Consider the following 21,846-nt stretch of genomic DNA (forward strand, 5'->3'; position numbering starts at 1 on the left):
GTTGACTGTATAGTGTAGATAGTATATAATTTATACAGAACATGCGTTCGTATTAGAGAGGAAGTGAACTTCTTGGCAAATTTAAGTAATGAGAAATTACAGGCTATAGAATCAGCTATGGGACAGATAGAAAAACAATTTGGAAAAGGTGCCATAATGAAACTAGGAGAACACAGTGTATTAAATGTGGATGCCATTTCAACAGGCTGCCTTGACTTAGATATAGCATTAGGTATAGGTGGTGTTCCAAGAGGAAGGGTAATAGAAATATTTGGCCCTGAATCTTCAGGTAAGACTACGGTGGCACTTCATATAATTGCAGAAGCTCAGAAAAATGGAGGTGCTGCAGCTTTTATAGATGCAGAGCATGCACTAGATCCTTCTTATGCCCAAAATTTAGGAGTAGATATAAATAATCTTATTGTATCCCAACCAGATACTGGAGAACAGGCTATGGAGATAACAGAAGCACTTGTAAGATCCAATGCTATAGATGTTTTGGTAGTGGATTCAGTAGCAGCACTTGTGCCAAAGGCTGAAATAGAGGGAGAAATGGGAGACTCACATGTGGGACTTCAAGCTAGGCTTATGTCCCAAGCTCTTAGAAAACTTACATCTTCTATAAATAAATCAAAGTGTGTAACAGTATTTATAAATCAATTAAGAGAAAAAGTAGGAGTTATGTTCGGCAATCCTGAGGTTACGCCTGGTGGAAGAGCTTTAAAGTTTTATTCTTCAGTTAGAATGGATGTAAGAAGAATAGATTCTATAAAGCAAGGAGATACCATAGTAGGTAATAGAACAAGAGTAAAGGTTATTAAAAATAAAGTAGCTCCACCTTTTAAACAGGCAGAGTTTGACATAATGTACAATCAAGGTATTTCAAGAGAAGGAAATGTGTTGGATGTAGGTGTTAGAGAAGAATTGGTACAGAAAAGTGGTGCATGGTTTTCCTATAAAGAAACACGGCTTGGACAAGGCAGGGAAAATGCAAAACAATTTTTGAAAGAAAATAATGATATATTAGTTGAGATAGAAAGCAAGATAAGGGAAAAATATAAATTACCTTCTTTAAAAAAGAATTCTCTTGAAGACAAAGATAAAAGTAATGCTGGTAGTAAAACTGATTCAAAAAAAGATAATTTAAAACATTCTGATAAATAGCTTATAAAAGGGAGTAATTTACTCCCTTTTATAAGTAAAAATAAGTACCAAATTTTGTTTAAGAGAATAAAATGCATATAACTTGACAATAATTAAAATATAATATAAAATTAAGACAAATTCTGGTTTATCATGTATTTAGGAATTACCAATTGAATAAATATGGCACCTTTTCTATGCTTGCATATTTAACTGAATTATAGATTTACATAATAAGAGCAAAGGAGGTGTTCATGTGAATTCCATAATAATATATGAGGTTATTGCTGGTATACTAATAGCAGCTGCCTTGATAGTTCAATTCAATATGATCAAAAAGAAAGCAGTTGTTATAAAATCACAGGCTTTAGAAGAGTCTAATAGATTGAAGGAAGAGGCAAAAAAACAAGCTGAAACCCAAAAAAAAGAGGCTATACTAGAAGCTAAAGAGGAAATTCATAAATTAAGAAATGATTTTGACAAAGAGTCTAGAGATAGAAGAAATGAAAATCAAAGACTTGAAAGAAGGTTAATCCAGAGAGAAGAGTTATTAGATAAGAAAAGTGATACTCTTGAAAAGAGAGATAGTGGCCTAGATAAAAAACAGCAGGACATAGATAAATTACAGATAAGTGTAGAGGAATTATATAAGAAACAAAGAGAAAAGCTAGAAAAGTTATCAGGACTAAGTTCTGAAGAGGCTAAGAATATTTTACTAGAACAAGTTAATAAGGAAATAAAACATGAATCTGCGATGATGATTAAAGAAATTGAAACAAAAGCTAAAGAAGAAGCTGATAAAAAAGCAAGAGAAATTATAACTTGTGCTATCCAGAGATGTGCTGCTGATCATGTAGCAGAGACTACAGTACATGTTGTACCTTTACCTAATGACGAAATGAAGGGCAGAATAATAGGTAGAGAGGGTAGAAATATAAGGACTCTTGAAACGTTAACTGGTGTAGATCTTATAATAGATGATACACCTGAAGCTGTAATATTGTCGGGCTTTGATCCTATAAGGAGAGAGGTTGCAAGAATAGCACTGGAGAAACTTATAATTGATGGAAGAATACACCCAGCAAGAATCGAAGAAATGGTTCAAAAAGCTGAAAAAGAAGTTGAAAATAATGTTAAAGAAGAAGGAGAACAGGCCACTTTTGAAACTGGCGTGCACGGCCTTCATATGGAATTAGTAAAGTTATTAGGAAGATTGAAGTATAGAACCAGCTATGGTCAAAATGTTTTAAAACACTCTGTGGAAGTTGCCTATTTGGCTGGACTTATGGCATCAGAAATTGGCATAGATCCAACTATAGCTAAAAGAGCAGGATTGCTTCATGATATAGGTAAAGCAGTGGATCATGAAGTTGAAGGCCCTCATGCCGTTATAGGTTCAGAGGTTGCTAAAAAATACAGAGAATCACCAATAATTGTAAATGCTATTGCAGCTCATCATGGAGATGTAGAATTTCAATCCTTAGAAGCTGTACTCGTTCAAGCGGCGGATGCTATTTCTGCTGCAAGACCTGGTGCTAGAAGAGAAACACTGGAAGCTTACATTAAGCGTCTAGAAAAACTTGAAGAAATAGCAAATACATGTGAAGGTGTAGAAAAGTCATATGCCATTCAAGCGGGAAGAGAACTTAGAATAATGGTTAAACCAGAAAATATTGATGATGCAGGTGCTATTGAAATGGCAAGGAACATAGTAAAGAAAATTGAAGAAGAGCTAGAGTATCCTGGTCAGATTAAAGTAAATGTCATTAGAGAGACTCGTGCAATTGAATATGCAAAATAATAAATAGTATTGTTATAACATAGAAAAATATTCCTTTTAGGTTTTGTAACCTAAAAGGAATTTTTGATTTTTTGTAGAATACTATATATATGTAGTAGTAATAATTAAAGTTAATGTAAAGAGTTATTATAATATATAGGAGGTTTAATTATGGAAGTATTAAAAGTTTCAACAAAATCAAGTCCAAATTCGGTGGCAGGAGCATTAGCAGGAGTTTTAAGGGAAAGGGGAGCAGCAGAGATACAAGCTATAGGAGCAGGAGCGTTAAATCAAGCTGTTAAAGCTGTAGCTATTGCTAGAGGGTTCGTAGCACCTAGTGGAATCGATTTAATATGTATTCCGGCATTTACGGACATTGAAATAGATGGAGAAGAGAGAACTGCAATTAAATTAATAATACAGCCAAGATAACAATAAAAATTAATTTTTATCAAAGGACTTGTGATTTATCTCAAGTCCTTTATTATATTACGATTAAAATGACATATTGACTATAATATAGACTATGTTAAAATGTAAAAAGACGCATAATTCAACTTTAACATATATACAGCTAGGGAGGAAAGTTATGGGAGCAATAATTGAACTAATGAGACCTAAGCAGTGGAGTAAAAATTTTTTCGTTTTCGCTGCAATTATTTTTTCAGGAAATTTTTTACACACCAGTGTATTAGAGAATAATATATTAACTTTTATTTTATTTTGTATGACATCTTCTACTATTTATGTATTAAATGATATTGTAGATGTTGAAAAGGACAAGTGCCATCCTGATAAGAAAAACAGACCTATTGCAAGTGGCCGTGTATCTAAAAATAAAGCTATCACCTTAGATATACTATTATTTATTTTAGTAATATGCCTTACTTATATATTTCTAAATATAGAAATTTTGCTTATTTTTTTGTTGTATATTATAGTGAATATATTCTACTCCTTTAAACTTAAAAATTTAGTTATAATAGATGTTATGACTATTGCTTTTGGATTTGTATTAAGGGTTGAAAGTGGAAGTATAGCTACAGGAGTTCAGGTTTCACCCTGGTTGTTTTTATGTACGATACTTCTAGCACTGTTTTTAGGTTTAAACAAAAGAAAAAGTGAGATTGTAACTTTAAAGGACAAGAGAAGTTCTTCTAGAAAGATATTAGAAAAATATTCAATTGAGAATATTGATAAAATGTTAACTATAGTAAACCCATCTGTACTTATGGCTTATTGCCTGTATACTTTTAGTTCTACACAAAGTAGAACTATGATGTTTACTATTCCTTTTGTATTGTATGGTATACTCAGATATGAATATTTAATGGATAAAGAAAATATAGGTGGAAAGCCGGAGGATGTATTTCAAAAAGATATACCTTTTCTTGCGGATATATTAATATGGATTATAGTTGTTATAGCTATAATATACTTTAAATTATAGAAGGGAAACCAGTTTTAAATGAAATCTAACGTTTTTGAATATAATTACTACCAATCAAGAAATGATAACTACAATAATAACAATAGGTATTATTATATTATGATGGCTTTAGGTATGGCTTTATCCATACTGTGGGTAATTTTTGTGAATGCTAAGCCATTTTCAGATTTTGATTACTATTATAGTTTGGCAAAGGAAATATCAAGAGGACTTCCTTGGGGAGATACATATACTTCTGTAGGCTATCCCATAGTTTTAGGGGGGATATTTAAGCTATTTGGAGCTAGTGTATTAACGGCTAAAATATTTAATTTGTGTATTACTTTTATAAATTACTTGTGTTTTAAGTTTATCTTATATAAGGTGAACTTAAAGGAAATAGATAGGAAAATAATATTTGGATTATTTGTGTTGTTCCCTAATAACATACTTTTTAACAGTATTTTAGGTACAGAACTTATTTTTACAAGTATAATGCTTGCAGCCACTTGTCTTTATTTTAGTGATTTGAGATTTAAGTATTTTTTTATAGGAATACTTACAGGACTTAATACAATAGTGAAGCCCTTTTTTATAGTATTTTTCTTTGCTATATTTTTAGTAGATGTAATAAAGCATAAAAAGTTGATTTGGGCTTTTAGAAATTCTCTTATTGTTCTTATAATGAGTATAATTGTTATTTCTCCCTGGATATATAGAAACACAAAATTAATGGGACAACGTACTTTTGTATCTAATAATGGTGGAATAGTACTTTATATAAATAATAACTCACAAAATCATTTGGGAAGATGGATGCCTGCAGCAGATGTGGAAGATTCTATTGTAAATAAACTTGAATATAAAAAGGCAAATAGAACAGAACAAAATAAGATGTTAAGTGCTGCTGCAAAAAAATGGATAAAAGGCCATCCTGTTGATTTTATAGAATTGGGATTTAAAAGATTGCTTAATACATATTTTTGGAGTGATGATGTAACGTATAGTACTTATGGTAGTGGAGTTAATAAGAGCTATGTTCACACTCTGTTTGCAATTGACAATATTATAAGGGTAATTGTGTTTTTATCCACTATTATATATGTTTTGTTATATTCGTTAAGAACACTTTATAGTATCTTTAAAGGCAGAAGTGATGAATTAGATAAATTTAAACTTTATTTAGTAATGTTATTTTTTATGTTTACCTCTGTTTATTTTGTAACAGAAGGACAAGGGAGGTATTCCTTCCCAGAAATATTTATAGCTGTTTATTGCTGTTATTTTTCTTTAAAATACTTATTGCATCTATTATTGAAAGTTAAGGGGATAAGGGCATGATTGTATTGATATTAATATCGGTTTTTTTGGGAGCCATTGGACAGGTACTTGTAAAGTATGGAGTAGTAAATCTCAATCTAAACTTTACTATAAAATATTTAATTCCAAGTATTTTAAGCATATTAAAAAATTTACCCGTTATGCTAGGAATTATATCCTATGGATTAAGTTTCTTACTATGGATAAAGGTTTTGAGTAAGGTAGAATTAAGTTATGCTTATCCTATGGTTAGTTTAGGATATATAATAACTATGGTGTTTTCTTATTTTATGTTTAAGGAAAACATATCTTTTATAAGAATATTAGGAGTAGCTTTTATAATGCTTGGGGTAATACTTGTTTCAAGAAGTTAGAATAAAAAACTCTGACTTATCTTATTATAAATAAAGAATGTTGTAAATTAAATTGTAATGGAGGAATGAAAATGATATTGTCAAAAAAAGCTGAAAAAATTCAACCGTCTATAACTTTAGCTATAACAGCTGAAGCTAAAAGAATGAAATCAGATGGAATTGATGTAATAGGTTTTGGAGCAGGAGAACCTGACTTTAATACACCAGAAAATATTCAGGAAGCTGCAATAGAGTCTATGAAAAAAGGGTGCACAAAATATACTCCAGCGTCTGGTATTTCAGAGCTGAAAGAGGCTATTGTTAAAAAATTTAAAAAAGATAATGAACTGAACTATAATATAAATCAGATTATAATATCTACAGGGGCAAAACAGTGTCTTTCAAATACATTTTTAGCTACATTGAACCCTGGAGATGAAGTTATAATACCTACGCCATATTGGGTAAGCTACCCTGAACTAGTTAAACTTGCAGATGGTGTGCCTGTATTTGCAGATACAAAAGAAGAAGACGGATTTAAATATACTTTAGAAACTTTAGAAAAAGCATATACTAAAAATACTAAAATGATTTTGTTAAATAGTCCTAATAATCCAACAGGAACTATTTATTCAAAAGAAGAACTTAAAGTAATAGCTAATTTTGCAAAGGAAAAGGATTTGCTCATTTTATCTGATGAAATATATGAAAAATTAATATATGGTACTAATGGACACATAAGTATAGCAAGTTTGTCAGAAGATGCTTACAACAGAACAATAGTTATAAATGGAGTTTCAAAAACCTATGCTATGACAGGATGGAGAATAGGCTATGCTGCAGCAAATAAAGATATAATAAAGGTAATGTCTAATATACAGAGCCATACTACTGGAAATCCTAATTCTATAGCACAATATGCAGCTGTGGCTGCTTTAAATGGAAAAGATACTCAGATTAAAAGTATGGTAAGTGAGTTTAAAAATAGAAGAGATTGTATGGTAAGTAAAATAGATAAAATGAAAAATGTTTCTTGTTTGAATCCAGAAGGAGCTTTTTATGTAATGTTAAATATATCAAATCTTTTTGGTAAAACTATAGATGGTGTAGTAATAAATAATTCTTTAGAATTTTCACAGAAATTATTGGAGAAAGAAAAAGTAGCAGTAATTCCAGGTCTGGGTTTTGGACTAGATGGATACATAAGGTTATCCTATGCTACATCCATGAAAAATATACAAAATGGAATGGATAGGATAGATAAGTTTATATCTCAATTAAAATAGCCTATGACAGTTTTTGTCATAGAACAAAAAAATTGTATTGAAACGTAAACAAAAAATGGTATAATAAGTAGAGAAAGATTTGTCACATTGTGGTATATAATATTAAAGCATAGAGGTGAATTAAATGATTTCTAAAGAAGTTATAGTTAAAAGTTCTACAGGATTACATGCAAGACCTGCAACTCTATTAGTAAAAAAAGCTTCTTCATTTAAATCAGATTTATCCATAGAATTTGATGGAAAAAAAGCTAACATAAAGAGTTTAATTGGAGTTCTTTCATTAGGAGTAACTAAAGATTCTAAAGTTAAAATTACTGCATCAGGTAATGATGAATCACTAGCAGTAGAAGAGATTATTAAATTAATAAACTCACTAGAAGAGTAAGATTATAAATATAAGACCTATATAAAAGTATAGGTCTTATATTTATTTATCTGATGGCTACCTACTGTAACACTCCCACTTCTATCAAAGTGGGAGCTAACAGTAGCTACGCCCCTAGATAATTCATCTAAACTTAGTGGGAAAAACAAAATTCCCACTAAGTAAGATTCATTGATAGCCTTTTTTGGCTTTAAAAAATAGTATAATCATATCTATTCCTGCAGTTCCTATAAGTATATATAGTATTCTTCCAATTAAATTAACAGGGTCACCAAATAAAATCTCCACTATGTTAAAATCTAATAAACCTATTAGTCCCCAGTTTATGGCTCCGATAAGTACTAAAATTAAAGAAACTTTATCTATGATACTAAGTTTATACATATTTTGCTTACTGGGTGGGTAAATCTGCCCAAACCCAATAAAGTTCACCTCTTTCTTTTTTTATTAGTTCTTAATTAAAGTATATTAGCTATATAATAAAATAGAACAGTTTGTATACTTTATTTATTGGATAAAATTTGTTAAATCTATTATTTTAGTGAATATAAACGTGTAATATAGGAAAAATATATGTTATAATATGAATGATAAAAACAATTATATTACATACGTACGGAGGTATTTTTAAAATGAGAGACACATATACTACTCCTTTAAACACAAGATATGCATCTAAAGAGATGAGCTATATATTTTCTGATGAAAAGAAATTTAAAACTTGGAGAAAACTCTGGGTAGCTCTTGCAGAGTGTGAAAAGGAGCTTGGACTTAATATAACTTCTGAGCAAATAGATGAGCTGAAAGCTAATATGGAAAATATAAATTATGAAGATGCAAAAAAAAGAGAAAAAGAAGTAAGACATGATGTAATGAGTCATGTATATGCTTATGGTTTACAATGCCCTAAAGCTAAGGGAATAATACATTTGGGTGCAACTAGTTGTTATGTGGGGGATAATACTGATCTTATAATTATGAGAGAAGCCCTTCATATAATAAAGAGAAAAGTTATAAATGTAATAAGCTATCTTACTAAGTTTGCTTTGAAATATAAAGATATGCCAACTTTGGGTTTTACACATCTTCAACCTGCACAGCTTACTACAGTAGGAAAAAGGGCAACTTTATGGCTTCAAGACCTTTATTTAGATATTGAAAATATAGAATTTGTCATACAAAATATGAGATTTAGAGGTGTGAAGGGAACTACCGGAACTCAAGCTAGCTTTATGGAACTTTTTAATGGAGATGAAGAAAAAGTAAAGAGATTAGATACAATGGTAACTAAGAAAATGGGATTTGAAAAGGAGTTTATGGTTACAGGACAGACTTATACTAGAAAACTTGATTCCATAATATTAAATACCCTATCAGAAATTGCTCAAAGTGCATATAAGTTCAGCAATGATTTAAGAATATTGCAGAATATGAAAGAGATGGAGGAACCTTTTGAAAAAAATCAAATAGGATCTTCTGCTATGGCATACAAGCGAAATCCTATGAGATGTGAGAGAATAGGTTCTCTTGCAAGATATATAATAGTAACAGCTTTAAATCCTGCTATAACAGCTTCAACTCAATGGTTTGAAAGAACTCTTGATGATTCAGCAAATAAGAGAATATCTATACCAGAAGCTTTTCTAGCTCTTGATGGAGTGCTAAACTTATATATGAATGTATCGGAAAATATGGTAGTTTATCCTAAGGTAATTGAATCTCATGTGGCTTCTGAACTTCCTTTTATGGCTACAGAAAACATAATAATGGAAGCTGTTAAAAAAGGTGGAGACAGACAGGAACTTCATGAAAGAATTAGGGTTCATTCTATGGAAGCAGCTAAAGTGGTAAAAGTTGAGGGAAAGAAGAACGACTTATTGGAAAGAATAATAGGAGATTCTTTCTTTAAGATGAGTGAAGAAGAGATACTTTCACTAGTGGATTCTAAGAAGTTTATAGGTAGGGCACCTGGCCAGGTAGTTGACTTTATCCAGCAGCAAATAAAACCTCTTCTTGATAAAAGCAAAGATATTTTAGGAGAAGAAGCTGAAATAGATGTTTAGGCATTTTCAAAGAAATAACTAGTCAGTATGCTAGGATATTTGACTTGTTATTTTCTTTCAAATGCCTTAAGCTATAGAATAAATATGTAAAAATAAAAATTAAATCTGCAACTTAAATTAAAGCCTTCATATTCTAATACTATAGGATTACCCTATAGCCTTAGTTATGGAGGTGTTTTAAATTGTCCAAAAGAAATAATGCAGATGATTTAATGCAATTAGCTTTATATATGGTGCCAAAGTATATGAAAAGAATACAAAAATATAATAAGATGTATGCTGATTCTGATAATGAAAAAGAGTACTATGAGCAGGAATATGCTGACAATAAAGAAATATTTGATTTTATACAGAAAAATATTATAGAAAAAAATATAGATCTATTAAAAAGTGAATCAGGAGATAAGACTAAAAATGTTATTGAGAAAGACAAAAATGTAAAAGAGGGAAATGAGAAAAAAGAGGAAAAAGATAAGAAAGAAGAAAAAGATAAATCAGAGGAAAAAAAGAATGACGATAAAAAGCAAGCATCAAAAAAACATAGCTCCCATAGAAAAGATAAAAATTTAAAAAAGTTGGATGGAAAAATTAAAAAAGATGGTACTATAATGTTTAAAAATAAATGTTTTTTAAACTGTAATTCAGGAGTAATGGGTTTGCTGAATAAATTAGGCAATGAAAAATTAGACTTGTATGTTAAAAATGATACAAGTGATATTTTTAAACAGGTAAATGTAGTGCATTCAGATGGGGAACTTGTTAGATTTAATGGTGAAGATTCTGATATTGTAGTACCTATAAAAAATATAGTAGGATTATATTCTACTAAGCTGTCCTCTATGGAAAAGCTATCAGAGGAAGACAACTATAAAATTAGCTGTCCTCTTGAAAAAACTATGAGAGAGTATTTTAGTTCTTTAAAGGGAAAAGTTATAGAGCTTTGTACAAAGGGTGAAGAAAGCTTTAAGCATTTAAAAAATAAGACTGTTACAAATGTAGGTAAAGGATTTGTTATAGTAGATAATAATACAATGGTAACATTTTACAATATACTATTTGTAAGAGAATTAAAGAAAGCACATGGGATGCCAGAGCAGAAAACTGATAATAAAAACGTACCTAAAGTATAGGTACGTTTTTATTATTGAGCATTTTTTAACTTTTCAATACCAATTTCTGTTCTCTTTATAGATTCTTCTTTGCCGATAATATCGGCTATTTCAAAAGCGCCACCAGGGGTAGATTTTTTACCGGAAAGACCAATTCGTACAGGCCACAGTACTACTCCGTTTTTAACATCCATTTCGGATATTAAGTCCATGCAGCATTTTTCTATATTTTCAAAAGTCCAGGGTGATAGTTCTTTAAACTTTGGAAGAATTTTTTCAAGTACTGTAAGTGAGCTTTCCAAATTTGATTTCATTCTTTTGTGAACATATATGTCTTCAGTGTATTCTGGAAGCTTCTCAAAGAAATCTAGAAAGTCTGGTATCTCGCTTAATACCTCAACTCTTGTTTGGAGTAAACTACTTATCTTTAAAAAATCTAAGTCCTTTGAAATTACTTTCTTATAATAAGGAAGGGCAAGAGAATTGAACTCTTCTAAAGGTAGTTTCTTTATATATTCTCCATTCATCCACTTGAGTTTTACATTATCAAATATGGCAGGTGATTTATTGATATTTCTATAGTCAAATTCTTTTACAAGTTCTTCTAAATTGAAGATTTCCTGTTCACTCCTTGGGTTCCATCCTAAAAGTGCTATATAATTAAGCACAGCTTCTTTTAAATAACCTTTTTCTATCAAGTCCTCAAAAGATGCATCACCGTTTCTTTTGCTGAGTTTATTATGCTCATCTTTCATTATTGGGGGACAGTGAACGTATATTGGAATTTCCCATCCGAAAGCTTCATATAATCTATTGTATTTAGGAGCAGAAGAAAGATACTCACTTCCTCTTACTACATGAGTTATTCCCATAAGATGATCGTCTATTACGTTTGCAAAATTATAAGTAGGATATCCATCTGATTTTATAAGTATCATGTCATCTAATTCAGAATTGTCCACAGATATGTTACCATAAATTTCATCGTTAAATGAAGTAACACCCACTTCAGGGTTGTTTTGTCTTATAACATAGGGAATTCCTGATGCTAAGTTTTTTTCTATCTCTTCTTTTGAGAGGTGTAAGCAGTGTTTATCATATTTATAAGTATCTGAATTATTTCTGAGTGAGTCTAGTCTTTCCTTTGTACAGAAGCAGTAGTATGCTTCACCTTTTTCTATAAGTTCTTTTGCATATTTTAAATAAACATCCATTCTTTGACTTTGTACGTAAGGACCAACAGGACCTCCTATATCAGGTCCTTCATCATGTTTAAGACCTGTAGCTTTTAAAGTATCGTAAATTATATCTAGAGCGCCTTCTACAAACCTTTCTTGATCTGTATCTTCAATTCGGAGTATGAAATCTCCACCTGCATGTTTTGCAATTAAATATGTATACAGCGCAGTTCTTAAGTTCCCAACGTGCATATATCCTGTTGGACTTGGCGCAAATCTCGTTCTAACTTTAGCCATTTTTTTCACTCCCATTATTTTAAAGTAAAAACCTTTCATCTATTTTAGACGAAAGGTTGTAAGTTTTCTACTACCCTTAAATAATATAATAATAGAGATTTTGTGTCAAGCAGGTTTATTATGAACTTATTTGTAAAATAGAGAAAATGCATATTAAATGTAGATAATATTAATATATGAAAGGAAAATAAGTATATCATAATAAATGGGCAGGAAAATAAATTTGACATATATGCTATCTATTGATATAAATAATATAGCACATATATTATTTATACAGCATATATTTAAAAATATAAAGATAAATGTTATGTAATAATAAAGTAAAAGTACATAAATTTTTTATAGGGGGAAAAGATAATGTCCATAAAAGTTGGAATTAATGGTTTTGGAAGAATAGGAAGGTTGGTTTTGAGAATTGCCCAAGAAAGACTGAAGGACAATATTGAAATTGTAGCAATTAACGCAAGAGCAGATAACGAAACTCTGGCACATCTTCTAAAATACGACTCCTGCTACGGAAGATTTAATGGAAATGTAAAGGCAGCAGAAGATTCAATTATTGTAAATGGTTCTAAAATAAAAGTGTTTAGGGAAAATGATCCTGAAAATTTACCTTGGGGTAAATTGGATGTAGATATAGTTATAGAATCCACAGGGAAGTTTAAAGATAGAGAAAGTTTATACAAGCATATAAAAGCTGGAGCAAAAAAGGTTATAATTACAGCTCCTGCAAAGGACGAAGATATAACTATAGTTATGGGAGTAAATCAAGAAAAATTTGATGTTGAGTCTCACAATATTATTTCAAATGCATCCTGTACAACTAATTGTTTAGCACCTTTTGCTAAAGTATTAGATAACAATTTTGGAATTATAAGAGGCCTTATGACTACCGTTCACTCTTATACAAATGACCAACAATTACTTGACAAAACTCACAAGGATTTGAGAAGAGCTAGAGCTGCAGGAGAATCTATAATTCCAACTACTACTGGAGCAGCTAAGGCAGTGGCAAAAGTATTGCCTAATTTAAAAGGAAAATTAAGTGGTTTTGCACTTAGAATACCTACACCTACAGTTTCCATTACAGACTTGGTCTGTGAACTTTCAAAATCTGTTACGGTAGAAGAAGTAAATGAAGCTTTTAAAAGAGCTTCTGAGGGATCTATGAAAGGAATACTGGGATATTCTGAAGAACCATTGGTATCTATAGATTATAAAGGAGACGACAGGTCTTCTATAGTAGATGGTCTTTCAACTATGGTATTAAAGGATAATATGATTAAAGTAGTATCTTGGTATGATAATGAATGGGCTTATTCTTGTAGAACTGTAGATCTGGCAAATTATGTTGCAGGTGAGATGGAGAAGGCTAGTGAAAAACCTATGGATATGGTTGCAGAAGGAGTTTAAAATATCAATCAAGTTGAAATCCAATAAAAAAATTGTTCCTATGAAATTTCATAGGAACAATTTTTTATCTTAAATTAGCTTGGTTAGTTTTTTACATAAGGCATTTGAAAGAAAATAACAAGTCAAAGGTGCGACGAATATTTTTTATCCGATGACTAACCCGCTCTAATACTCACACTTTCCCAAGTGTGAGTAAAGAGCGGCTATGTCCCTGGATAATAATTTCTAAGCATCATGTGCCAAGAACTTTGTTTATCAGACAAGGAGGCAGGTTCCGCAGATAGTGAATCCTATCTAAGGGTTCTACCGACGCAGTATGATAAAAAATAGGCTAGCATACTGACTAGTTATTTCTTTGAAAATGCCTAAACTATTATAAATAACGACGCCTTTTATTACGTCTTCTCTTTATACGTGCCAGGATAAAAATAAATATCAATACCAATATAAAAATTGCAGCGTAAAAGGAAATAACATTTTTATCTAAGGTCTGTTTTGGCAGATCCGAATAAATATTATAATCCTTGGAGAACTCACGTTGGCTTACAGTAAGTGTTCCCAGGGGAACTTCACCTTTTAGAGCTTCCACAGAAGTATTTTTAATGCTTATCGTTTCTTTCAAGTCTTTTTTATTCAAATCATTATCATAATATGTTACATCATCTTTAATTTTAATAGGTACTTCTAAGCTTTTTTTAATACCTATAAAAGAAATAGGATTGTAGCTAACTTCTTTTCTTCCTATTATAGAATCCTTTTTATGTAAAACAACAGGTTGTTTTGAATAACTCCAATTTATTATTTTTTCCATATCATTAAATACATAACTGTCTGCAGGATCATAAACTGAACCCATTACGACTCCTACCATTTCTTTTCCGTTTCTGCTATAAACTGCAACTAGACATCTTCCAGCTGGATCGGTATATCCAGTTTTACCTGCAATGCAACCATCTTTGCCTAAAAGTTTATTTGTGTTTTTAATGGGAAAAGCAAGTCCTTTTGTAGTTTTTATAGTATTTGCAGGTCTCTCCATAGCCTTTTGTATACGTGGAATTTTAAAGGCTTGTCTTGCTATAACACTCATATCGTAGGGTGTAGTATAGTGATTTGGATTATGGAGACCATTTGGTGTTACAAAGTGAGTGTTTTTTAAATTTAGTTTTTTTACTTCTTCATTCATCTTGTCAGAAAACGTAGGTGCATCCTTAGATACATTTTCTGCTATGACGTATGCTAAGTCATTGGCAGAATACATTAAAAGCCCATCCATTACATCTTCAGCAGACATGGTATCACCTACATCTATAGCGTGTAGATCTCTATTTAAAGAGGATGGTGGTTGAGCTTTAGCATCAGCTGTGTATGTTAGCATATCCCCTGGTTTTTTATTTTTTTCAAGAAGAATAGCTGTTAAAAGTTTTGTAGTGCTAGCAGGGTACATTTTAATATCTGCATTCTTTTCATATATTATTTCATTTGTCTGCATGTCCACTGTTATGGCTGCTTTACCGTATATTTCAGGTAGAGCAGTTGAATTATCAGCAAGTACATTAAAAGATAAACAAAATATGAAAATAAATGTAAGTAATAAACTAGTATTTTTACATTTCAAAGTACATCACTCCACTTATTTAATATTTATGTATATGTTTTATTAAAAACATTATATAATTAATCATGACATTTTAAAGTATAACATTATAAAATTCATTTTACAATTGAGGATTATTTGATTTTAGGAGGTAAACAATGATAGATAAAATAAATGATATATTTAAATCTAGAAAAGCAAATATGATTGGACATTATAATAAAAATTCAGTGATGATTCCCTTATGCAGCAGGGATGGAGAATTAAATTTGTTATTTGAAGTAAGGTCTTTAAATTTAAAACATCAGCCTGGTGATGTATGTTTGCCTGGAGGAAAAATGGAAAAGGGGGAGGCTCCAAAAGATACAGCTATTAGAGAGACTATGGAAGAGCTGAATTTAAATAGGAAGGATATAGAATTTATAGGAGATATGGATTACATTGTTACTCCCTATAATTTTGTAATGTATCCTTTTGTATGCAAGTTAAATAGGGAAGATATAAGTCCAAGTAAGGAGGAAGTAGATCATGTATTTACGGTACCTCTAAATTTTTTTATGGATAAAGAACCTGTATTACATGAAATTGAGATAGTTCCACACCCAAAAGATGACTTTCCCTATAATCTGATAATAGGTGGAGAAAACTACAAATTTAGGAGGGGGAAAATGCCAACATATTTTTATACATATAAAGATTATACTATATGGGGGTTTACGGCATTAATAATAAAGAAATTTACGAATATAATTAAAAATGAGATATAACTTATTAACAGTATTCTTAATGTTTTTAGCATTTAGAAAGCATTGTCTAGAGGCTTCAGCCATAGAACAGAGGAACAGGTAATAAGTTTATTACCTGTTCCTCTACAAATTGTATTGATATTATTCTACATAAGTTGAAGAATATTTACTGAGAAGTTGATGTTTTAAATCCCAAAGTTTTTCAGATAAATCTACATAGTAGTGATGAGGATTTTCAAATCTCAGCACTTCAGGCCATAATCTGGACAATTCTTCTTTTGCTCTATCTCTTATGTCTAGCACATCAGGGCAGGTGTATACAAGTTTCCCCTTATCAAATATTTTTACTCTTAAATCTTTTATATAATAATCTCTTATTTTTTTTCTTTTCCACGTAAAAACTGGATCAAATATTTCTATAGGCTCATCCTTATTTATTTCTTCATCTTCTAAAGTTATTAAATCTGCCATTGCTTTATTTCCTTTTTTACTATAAATTCTATATACTTTTTTAAATCCAGGGTTAGTTATTTTCTCTTCATTTTCACTTATTTTTATTTTAGGTATTATTTTACCTTCCTTATCCTCTATGGCAGATAGCTTATATACTCCACCAAATACTGGTTCTGATCTTGCAGTTATGAGTCTCTCTCCTACACCAAAAGAATCAATGCAGGCACCTTCTCTAAGTACATCAGTTATGATAAATTCATCTAATGAGTTTGAAATAACTATGTTAACATCTTCAAGATCGGCCCTATCAAGTATTTTTCTACATTCTTTTGTTAAGTAAGTTATGTCTCCACTATCAATTCTTACTCCCTTAGGTTTATGACCATTTGGAATTAAAATTTCTTTGAAAACCTTTATAGCATTGGGGAGACCAGATTTCAGTACATTGTATGTATCAATAAGTAGTACACAATTATCAGGATATACTTCAGCCCAGGCCTTAAAAGATTCATATTCTGATGGGAAAAGTTGTATCCAACTATGGGCCATTGTACCAACTGCAGGCATACCGAACATTTGCTCAGATATAGTACAAGCAGTGGAATTACATCCACCTATAACCGCAGCCCTAGCACCATATATAGCTGCATCAGGAGCTTGAGCACGCCTAGAACCAAATTCCATTACAGGTCTAGTGCCTGCTGCTCTACAAATCCTACTTGCTTTTGTTGCAATTAGGGTCTGGTGATTTATAGTTAGAAGTATCATGGTTTCAACAAACTGAGCTTGAATAGCGGGACCTCTTACAGTTATTAGCGGTTCATTTGGAAATATAGGAGTTCCTTCGGGTACTGCCCATACATCACAGCAAAATCTAAAATCTTTTAGGTAATTTAAAAAGTCTTCTGAAAATTGTTCCTTATCCCTGAGATACTCTATATCTTCATCTGTAAAACTTAAATTTGACAGGTATTCTATAACTTGTTGAACACCTGCCATTATGCAATAACCACCTTCATCTGGAATCTTTCTGAAAAACATATCAAAATAGGCTATTCTATTACCCATATTGGTTTTCAAATACCCGTTACCCATAGTAAATTCATAGAAATCTACTAGCATTGTGAGGTTTCTTTCGTTTCTCACATTAAAGTTCTTTGTGCTTTCCATAATGAAAATCTCCTCTTATCTATGTTTTGATTATGATAAAAAAATATACATATGTATACATTGTAATACTTAAATTAACATATTACAAGGTTGTACATTTATGGAATTCTGAACTTTATTGAAGAATGTAAGGCATGGATACCTTCATCTTTTAAAATGTTTTTTTAGATTATAAGTTGTAGTAAAAGGGTCATCTGAAGTCATTACAAGAGACATTACAGCTGCACCACGAACTTTGGTTCCTAATACTATATCTATATTGGTCTCAGTTATTCCACCTATTGCAATAACTGGAATTGAAACGTTATTTAGGATTTCTTTTAAAAATGAAATACCCCTGCCTTTTAGTCCTTTTTTACAGTCTGTTTCAAAAATATGTCCTGCAAGGAGATAATCTGCACCTTTTTTTTGTGCATTTATAGCTTCCAAAGTATTGTGTACAGATACGCCTACAGTACATTTTAATTTAAAATTGCTATTCATATAATTTTGATAACTTGTGTGAAATCCTTTGGCATTTACTTTTAAGGCTGTTTCTATATTGCTGTTTATTATTAAGGGTATATTGTTAGGTCCTGTAATTTTTTCTATTTCCTCAGCAATTGGAACTAATTGCCTGTAAGTAAGATCTTTTTCACGCAAGATTATGGCATCTGCACCACCTAATATGGAACCCTTTAGTATATCAATCATGTTCTTATTTTTTACAAGCTTTCTGTTTGTTACTACATATAATTTTTTGTTCATAGTATCATGGACTCCCAATTTTTCATTTTCTGGATAAATTTGTTTTTAAAAATAAAAAAGAGTGTTTATATTGTAAACACTCCTTGAAATATATCTTTATTAATTTGCCTCCCTACGGTAGTGTTAACTACATCAAGTTCAAAGGGTCAGGTTTTACCTTCTCAACCAAACTGGTACCCCCGCAACAATTTATTAATTTATAGGTATATAATACTACTTAGTTTTATATATGTAAATGATTTAGAATATTGTTTGTAATAAAATGGCATAAACTATAGAAAATTATTTTAATATTTTGTATAATTAAAATATGAATTTGTGATTATTTGTATGCTTAGGTAACTTTATGGTTGATTTACAAAATTAATGGGAGTGTTACAGATGGTAGCGATCGGATAAAAAGTATTAAATTAGATAAACTTTATGAGGGGAGTTTTAAAGAATTATGGGTAAAAAAAATATATTAATAATTGATGATTCTTTAAGTGTGAGACAATTTATAAGAAAAATTCTAGAGGAAGCAAATTATAAAGTATATGAAGCAGGGGATGGTGAAGAAGGAATTAAAGTATTTAAAGAAAGCGGTAATATTGATCTAGTAATCACGGATATATATATGCCTAAAAAAAGCGGAATAGAAGTTCTTATAGAATTAAAAAAAGAGTATAAAGATTTAAAAATAATTATTCTTTCGGATGGAGGGGAAAAAGACTTTTCAGATGAAAATGGAATATGTGAAGATCTTGGAGCCACTTACTTTTTTAAAAAGAATTGGGTAAAGGATGAACTTATAGAATTAGTAAATAGGATATTTATCAAGTGATTTTTATGAAGCAACTTTTTTAGTTAATAGTTAAGAGTGAAGAATTAATAGTTAATGTGGATTTTTTTCCGTTACACTACAAAAAATCTTTAATTAAATTTTTTAAGGCTCGTTTTGCTAAAGCAAAACATTACTAATCACTGACTTGTATAAATTTAGAGATTTTTTGCAATAGCTAAAAATCATCCTTCACTATTAATTCTTCATTATTAATTCTTAATTTGTGAGAGTTGAGTAATTAATTTAAGATTAAGCTACTATATAAGATATAGCAGCTTAATTTTGTCAATTAGTTAATTTTAAATTTATTTATTTCAGCTGCTAATTGTTCTGCCAATATTTGAAGATTACTTGAATGTTTTGTAAGTTCTTCCATAGTGGCTGATATCTCTTCTGTTGAAGCTGTAGTTTCTTGTGAAGCTGCAGCTGTTTCCTGTGATATAGATGAAATATTATCAATTTCAGATATTGTAGATTGTTTTTTCTCATTTATATCGGAAATAGATGTTTTTACCTCATCAACTTTAGCAATCATTGATTCAATTGATTTTAGAATTACTTTAAATATTTTATGAGTTTGATCTACGGCTAAATATTGGTCATCTACTGCATTTTCAGCGGATTTAATAGCACTTACTGCTGTCTCTGATTTATTTTGTATACTTTCTATAATTTTCTTTATCTCATTGGTTGAATTTTGAGATTCTTCAGCGAGTATCCTTATCTCTTCTGCTACTACTGCAAATCCTTTGCCAGCTTCGCCTGCACGTGCAGATTCTATACTTGCATTTAATGCTAAAAGATTAGTTTGGTCTGTTATTTCAGATATTGTTTCAGATATACTATTTATCTGTTTAGCACTTTCGTTCATGTCACGAACTATATCATTGACAGAGGTAGTAACTGTTTTAGCTTTATTTGATTTTTCAGTTAAAGTATCTACTACAGAGAGTCCTTTTGTACCTAATCTTTTAGTGGCATTTGAAATCTTATCCATTTCATCAGAAGTAATACTAACTTCTTTTAACCTATTTGATAAATCCTCCATTTCAGAAGCGCCATTTTGAGCACCTTTAGCTTGTTCGGTTGCACCTAAGGAAACTTCTTCAACAGCTTTTGCTACTTCGCCTACAGAAGCGGTTACTTCTTCAGACATACTTGCAAGACTTGTTGACGTTTCTAGAACTGTTTTAGATGATTTTAGAACATTATTCATGAGCTTGGATATATTTTTCATCATTAAGTTAAATGATTCAGCCAAATCTTTAAATTCATCCTTTGTGGAAGCAGTTATACACACCGTTAAATCTCCATTTGAGGCTTTGGAAAATACTTCCTCCAATTTTTTGATATTATTAGATATTCCTTTGCTTAAAAACAATGAAAGAAATATTGCAATTATTCCCATTATTATTATTATTAAAAAAGTTGTAACTAGTATAGAGTTTGTATCCTTGGTGAGTTCACTTTTATCTAAAGCCGCCACTAGCTTCCAATCTGTTAATTTATTTGTCTGATATACCGCAAATTTACTGGTACCATTATAGGTATAATTAACAAATCCACTGTTTCCTGATTTTGCTTTATCCCAAAAAGATAGCTTAGTGGCTGCATTTGTATTGATAAGTTCTTTTTGGGGATGTGCTAAGGTATTACCTGATGCATCAGAAACAAACACATATCCTGTAGTACCCACTTTCTTTGTAGATATTCTTTCTGTAAGTGTAGCTAGAGAACAATCCAATCCAATAACACCAACTATTTGACCATTTTTTTCTACTGTTTGTACAACTCCAACAAGAGTTTTACCAGTTACAGCGTCTTTATAAGGAGGAGTTATTACCACTTTACTCCTATTTGTTAAAGCTTGTTTATACCAGGGCCTTGTAGTTGGATCATATCCTTCAGGCATTGTTGAAATAGGATATATAGTAAACTTTTTGGAGGCAGTTCCGTAATATACATCAAATATGTCCTTATCGCTTTCTTTTATACCTTTTAGCATATCTGATATCATTGGAGTATTATTGTCTGTATCAATATTTATAATACCGGGATTATTTGCAGTAAGATCAATTATATCTGAAAATCCATTAAAGTAATTAGTTAATCCGCTGTCTATTTCTGTGAGAGTTTGAGTACTTGTAAGCATTAACTTATTTGTGAGAATTGACTTTGATTGCATATAGGAACCAAGGCCTCCTATAGCTAGTGGAATTACACAAATTGCTACTAAGCTAATAATTAATTTAGTTCTAATACTGTTTAGTTTGAAATCCTTAAAAGTCATTTTAATCCCCCTTTATTATTTTATACCAATCACTTAAAAATTTAGTGCTAACTCTAGTTAATATGTAATATAATAAAATAATAAAGTACATATTAACAAAAATCAACATAATTTAATAAATTTTTTAAATAAAAATAATTTAGAAAATATAGAAAAATGATACTATCTTAAGATAGGCACTATATAAAATACTATTGATAATTATTGAAAAAGGGGATATGATATATATCATAGATTACAAACGTAATTATACTTTCAGGAGGA

The 21,846-nt window shown here is 30.6% G+C and carries 19 protein-coding genes and 1 riboswitch; of the genes, 13 read left to right on the plus strand and 6 right to left on the minus strand.

All coding sequences use genetic code 11. The features are described 5' to 3' along the window. Window positions 1-117: 117 nt before the first annotated feature. The 8 genes from recA to B5S50_RS18140 all read left to right on the plus strand — a co-directional run bounded on the left by recA (window position 118) and on the right by B5S50_RS18140 (window position 7,696). The gene (gene recA, locus B5S50_RS18105) at window positions 118-1,164 is read left to right on the plus strand and encodes a recombinase RecA (RefSeq protein ID WP_254306768.1); all 1,047 of its coding nucleotides are present in this window, start codon (window positions 118-120) and stop codon (window positions 1,162-1,164) included. A gap of 235 nt (window positions 1,165-1,399) precedes the next feature. Then, entirely contained in the window at window positions 1,400-2,944 is a 1,545-nt protein-coding gene (rny, locus tag B5S50_RS18110; RefSeq protein WP_217302465.1) for a ribonuclease Y, read from the plus strand. Window positions 2,945-3,094: 150 nt separating this feature from the next. Continuing rightward, on the plus strand, window positions 3,095-3,355 hold the full coding sequence (locus tag B5S50_RS18115; protein WP_023163135.1) for a stage V sporulation protein S: 261 nt from the start codon (window positions 3,095-3,097) through the stop codon (window positions 3,353-3,355). A 157-nt stretch (window positions 3,356-3,512) separates the two neighbouring features. Continuing rightward, the gene (locus B5S50_RS18120; protein ID WP_254306619.1) at window positions 3,513-4,373 is read left to right on the plus strand and encodes a decaprenyl-phosphate phosphoribosyltransferase; all 861 of its coding nucleotides are present in this window, start codon (window positions 3,513-3,515) and stop codon (window positions 4,371-4,373) included. A gap of 18 nt (window positions 4,374-4,391) precedes the next feature. Further along, entirely contained in the window at window positions 4,392-5,693 is a 1,302-nt protein-coding gene (locus B5S50_RS18125; protein ID WP_217302467.1) for a hypothetical protein, read from the plus strand. Next, window positions 5,690-6,046 (plus strand): SMR family transporter, encoded by a 357-nt coding sequence (locus tag B5S50_RS18130; protein WP_217302468.1) that lies wholly within the window; start codon window positions 5,690-5,692, stop codon window positions 6,044-6,046. The genes B5S50_RS18125 and B5S50_RS18130 overlap by 4 nt, the downstream gene beginning before the upstream one ends. A gap of 71 nt (window positions 6,047-6,117) precedes the next feature. Further along, entirely contained in the window at window positions 6,118-7,311 is a 1,194-nt protein-coding gene (locus B5S50_RS18135) for a pyridoxal phosphate-dependent aminotransferase (RefSeq protein ID WP_217302469.1), read from the plus strand. Between the two features lie 124 nt (window positions 7,312-7,435). Further along, window positions 7,436-7,696 carry an HPr family phosphocarrier protein gene (locus tag B5S50_RS18140; RefSeq protein WP_013238000.1) on the plus strand — a complete coding sequence of 87 codons (261 nt, stop codon included), beginning with the start codon at window positions 7,436-7,438 and terminating at the stop codon, window positions 7,694-7,696. A 168-nt stretch (window positions 7,697-7,864) separates the two neighbouring features. Here the strand turns inward: B5S50_RS18140 and B5S50_RS18145 are convergent, their stop codons facing one another. After that, complete coding sequence (locus B5S50_RS18145; protein ID WP_217302470.1) at window positions 7,865-8,080, minus strand: DUF378 domain-containing protein; 216 nt, start codon at window positions 8,078-8,080, stop codon at window positions 7,865-7,867. Between the two features lie 248 nt (window positions 8,081-8,328). On the opposite strand from B5S50_RS18145, the gene purB reads away from it, so the two are divergent. Both purB and B5S50_RS18155 read left to right on the plus strand, forming a co-directional pair. Continuing rightward, the gene (gene purB / locus B5S50_RS18150; protein WP_217302471.1) at window positions 8,329-9,759 is read left to right on the plus strand and encodes an adenylosuccinate lyase; all 1,431 of its coding nucleotides are present in this window, start codon (window positions 8,329-8,331) and stop codon (window positions 9,757-9,759) included. A 182-nt stretch (window positions 9,760-9,941) separates the two neighbouring features. Next, complete coding sequence (locus B5S50_RS18155) at window positions 9,942-10,889, plus strand: hypothetical protein (protein WP_217302472.1); 948 nt, start codon at window positions 9,942-9,944, stop codon at window positions 10,887-10,889. An 11-nt stretch (window positions 10,890-10,900) separates the two neighbouring features. Here the strand turns inward: B5S50_RS18155 and gltX are convergent, their stop codons facing one another. Next, on the minus strand, window positions 10,901-12,343 hold the full coding sequence (gene gltX, locus B5S50_RS18160; RefSeq protein WP_217302473.1) for a glutamate--tRNA ligase: 1,443 nt from the start codon (window positions 12,341-12,343) through the stop codon (window positions 10,901-10,903). Between the two features lie 360 nt (window positions 12,344-12,703). Between gltX and gap the strand changes: the two genes are divergently transcribed. Then, window positions 12,704-13,759 carry a type I glyceraldehyde-3-phosphate dehydrogenase gene (gene gap / locus B5S50_RS18165; protein WP_065077410.1) on the plus strand — a complete coding sequence of 352 codons (1,056 nt, stop codon included), beginning with the start codon at window positions 12,704-12,706 and terminating at the stop codon, window positions 13,757-13,759. Window positions 13,760-14,132: 373 nt separating this feature from the next. Here the strand turns inward: gap and B5S50_RS18170 are convergent, their stop codons facing one another. Next, window positions 14,133-15,374, minus strand: coding sequence for a D-alanyl-D-alanine carboxypeptidase family protein (locus tag B5S50_RS18170; protein WP_217302474.1), 1,242 nt, complete (start codon window positions 15,372-15,374; stop codon window positions 14,133-14,135). A gap of 137 nt (window positions 15,375-15,511) precedes the next feature. On the opposite strand from B5S50_RS18170, the gene B5S50_RS18175 reads away from it, so the two are divergent. Then, on the plus strand, window positions 15,512-16,120 hold the full coding sequence (locus tag B5S50_RS18175) for a CoA pyrophosphatase (RefSeq protein WP_065077408.1): 609 nt from the start codon (window positions 15,512-15,514) through the stop codon (window positions 16,118-16,120). A 120-nt stretch (window positions 16,121-16,240) separates the two neighbouring features. Here the strand turns inward: B5S50_RS18175 and B5S50_RS18180 are convergent, their stop codons facing one another. Both B5S50_RS18180 and B5S50_RS18185 read right to left on the minus strand, forming a co-directional pair. Then, window positions 16,241-17,722, minus strand: coding sequence for a nicotinate phosphoribosyltransferase (locus tag B5S50_RS18180; RefSeq protein ID WP_065077407.1), 1,482 nt, complete (start codon window positions 17,720-17,722; stop codon window positions 16,241-16,243). 144 nt (window positions 17,723-17,866) lie between these two features. Further along, window positions 17,867-18,469: a thiamine phosphate synthase gene (locus tag B5S50_RS18185; RefSeq protein ID WP_065077406.1), complete on the minus strand. Its 603-nt coding sequence runs from the start codon at window positions 18,467-18,469 to the stop codon at window positions 17,867-17,869. A 91-nt stretch (window positions 18,470-18,560) separates the two neighbouring features. Next, a riboswitch (TPP riboswitch) is annotated at window positions 18,561-18,660 on the minus strand. A 254-nt stretch (window positions 18,661-18,914) separates the two neighbouring features. On the opposite strand from B5S50_RS18185, the gene B5S50_RS18190 reads away from it, so the two are divergent. Further along, complete coding sequence (locus tag B5S50_RS18190; protein WP_063555868.1) at window positions 18,915-19,292, plus strand: response regulator; 378 nt, start codon at window positions 18,915-18,917, stop codon at window positions 19,290-19,292. 289 nt (window positions 19,293-19,581) lie between these two features. Here B5S50_RS18190 and B5S50_RS18195 read toward each other — a convergent pair whose 3' ends face one another. Beyond that, window positions 19,582-21,582, minus strand: coding sequence for a methyl-accepting chemotaxis protein (locus tag B5S50_RS18195; protein WP_217302475.1), 2,001 nt, complete (start codon window positions 21,580-21,582; stop codon window positions 19,582-19,584). Between the last annotated feature and the right edge of the window lie 264 nt (window positions 21,583-21,846).

It is taken from the genome of Clostridium sp. 001, assembly GCF_019056555.1.
Taxonomy (GTDB): Bacteria; Bacillota; Clostridia; order Clostridiales; family Clostridiaceae; genus Clostridium_B; species Clostridium_B ragsdalei.

Coding starts and splice junctions, on each gene's coding strand:
- B5S50_RS18125 (WP_217302467.1), top strand. CDS start 4,392: ATGAAATCTAACGTTTTTGAATATAATTACTACCAATCAAGAAATGAT.
- B5S50_RS18135 (WP_217302469.1), top strand. CDS start 6,118: ATGATATTGTCAAAAAAAGCTGAAAAAATTCAACCGTCTATAACTTTA.
- gltX (WP_217302473.1), bottom strand. CDS start 12,343: ATGGCTAAAGTTAGAACGAGATTTGCGCCAAGTCCAACAGGATATATG.
- B5S50_RS18120 (WP_254306619.1), top strand. CDS start 3,513: ATGGGAGCAATAATTGAACTAATGAGACCTAAGCAGTGGAGTAAAAAT.
- B5S50_RS18145 (WP_217302470.1), bottom strand. CDS start 8,080: ATGTATAAACTTAGTATCATAGATAAAGTTTCTTTAATTTTAGTACTT.
- B5S50_RS18195 (WP_217302475.1), bottom strand. CDS start 21,582: ATGACTTTTAAGGATTTCAAACTAAACAGTATTAGAACTAAATTAATT.
- B5S50_RS18185 (WP_065077406.1), bottom strand. CDS start 18,469: ATGAACAAAAAATTATATGTAGTAACAAACAGAAAGCTTGTAAAAAAT.
- B5S50_RS18140 (WP_013238000.1), top strand. CDS start 7,436: ATGATTTCTAAAGAAGTTATAGTTAAAAGTTCTACAGGATTACATGCA.
- B5S50_RS18190 (WP_063555868.1), top strand. CDS start 18,915: ATGGGTAAAAAAAATATATTAATAATTGATGATTCTTTAAGTGTGAGA.
- recA (WP_254306768.1), top strand. CDS start 118: ATGGGACAGATAGAAAAACAATTTGGAAAAGGTGCCATAATGAAACTA.
- B5S50_RS18130 (WP_217302468.1), top strand. CDS start 5,690: ATGATTGTATTGATATTAATATCGGTTTTTTTGGGAGCCATTGGACAG.
- purB (WP_217302471.1), top strand. CDS start 8,329: ATGAGAGACACATATACTACTCCTTTAAACACAAGATATGCATCTAAA.
- B5S50_RS18180 (WP_065077407.1), bottom strand. CDS start 17,722: ATGGAAAGCACAAAGAACTTTAATGTGAGAAACGAAAGAAACCTCACA.
- gap (WP_065077410.1), top strand. CDS start 12,704: ATGTCCATAAAAGTTGGAATTAATGGTTTTGGAAGAATAGGAAGGTTG.
- B5S50_RS18175 (WP_065077408.1), top strand. CDS start 15,512: ATGATAGATAAAATAAATGATATATTTAAATCTAGAAAAGCAAATATG.
- B5S50_RS18115 (WP_023163135.1), top strand. CDS start 3,095: ATGGAAGTATTAAAAGTTTCAACAAAATCAAGTCCAAATTCGGTGGCA.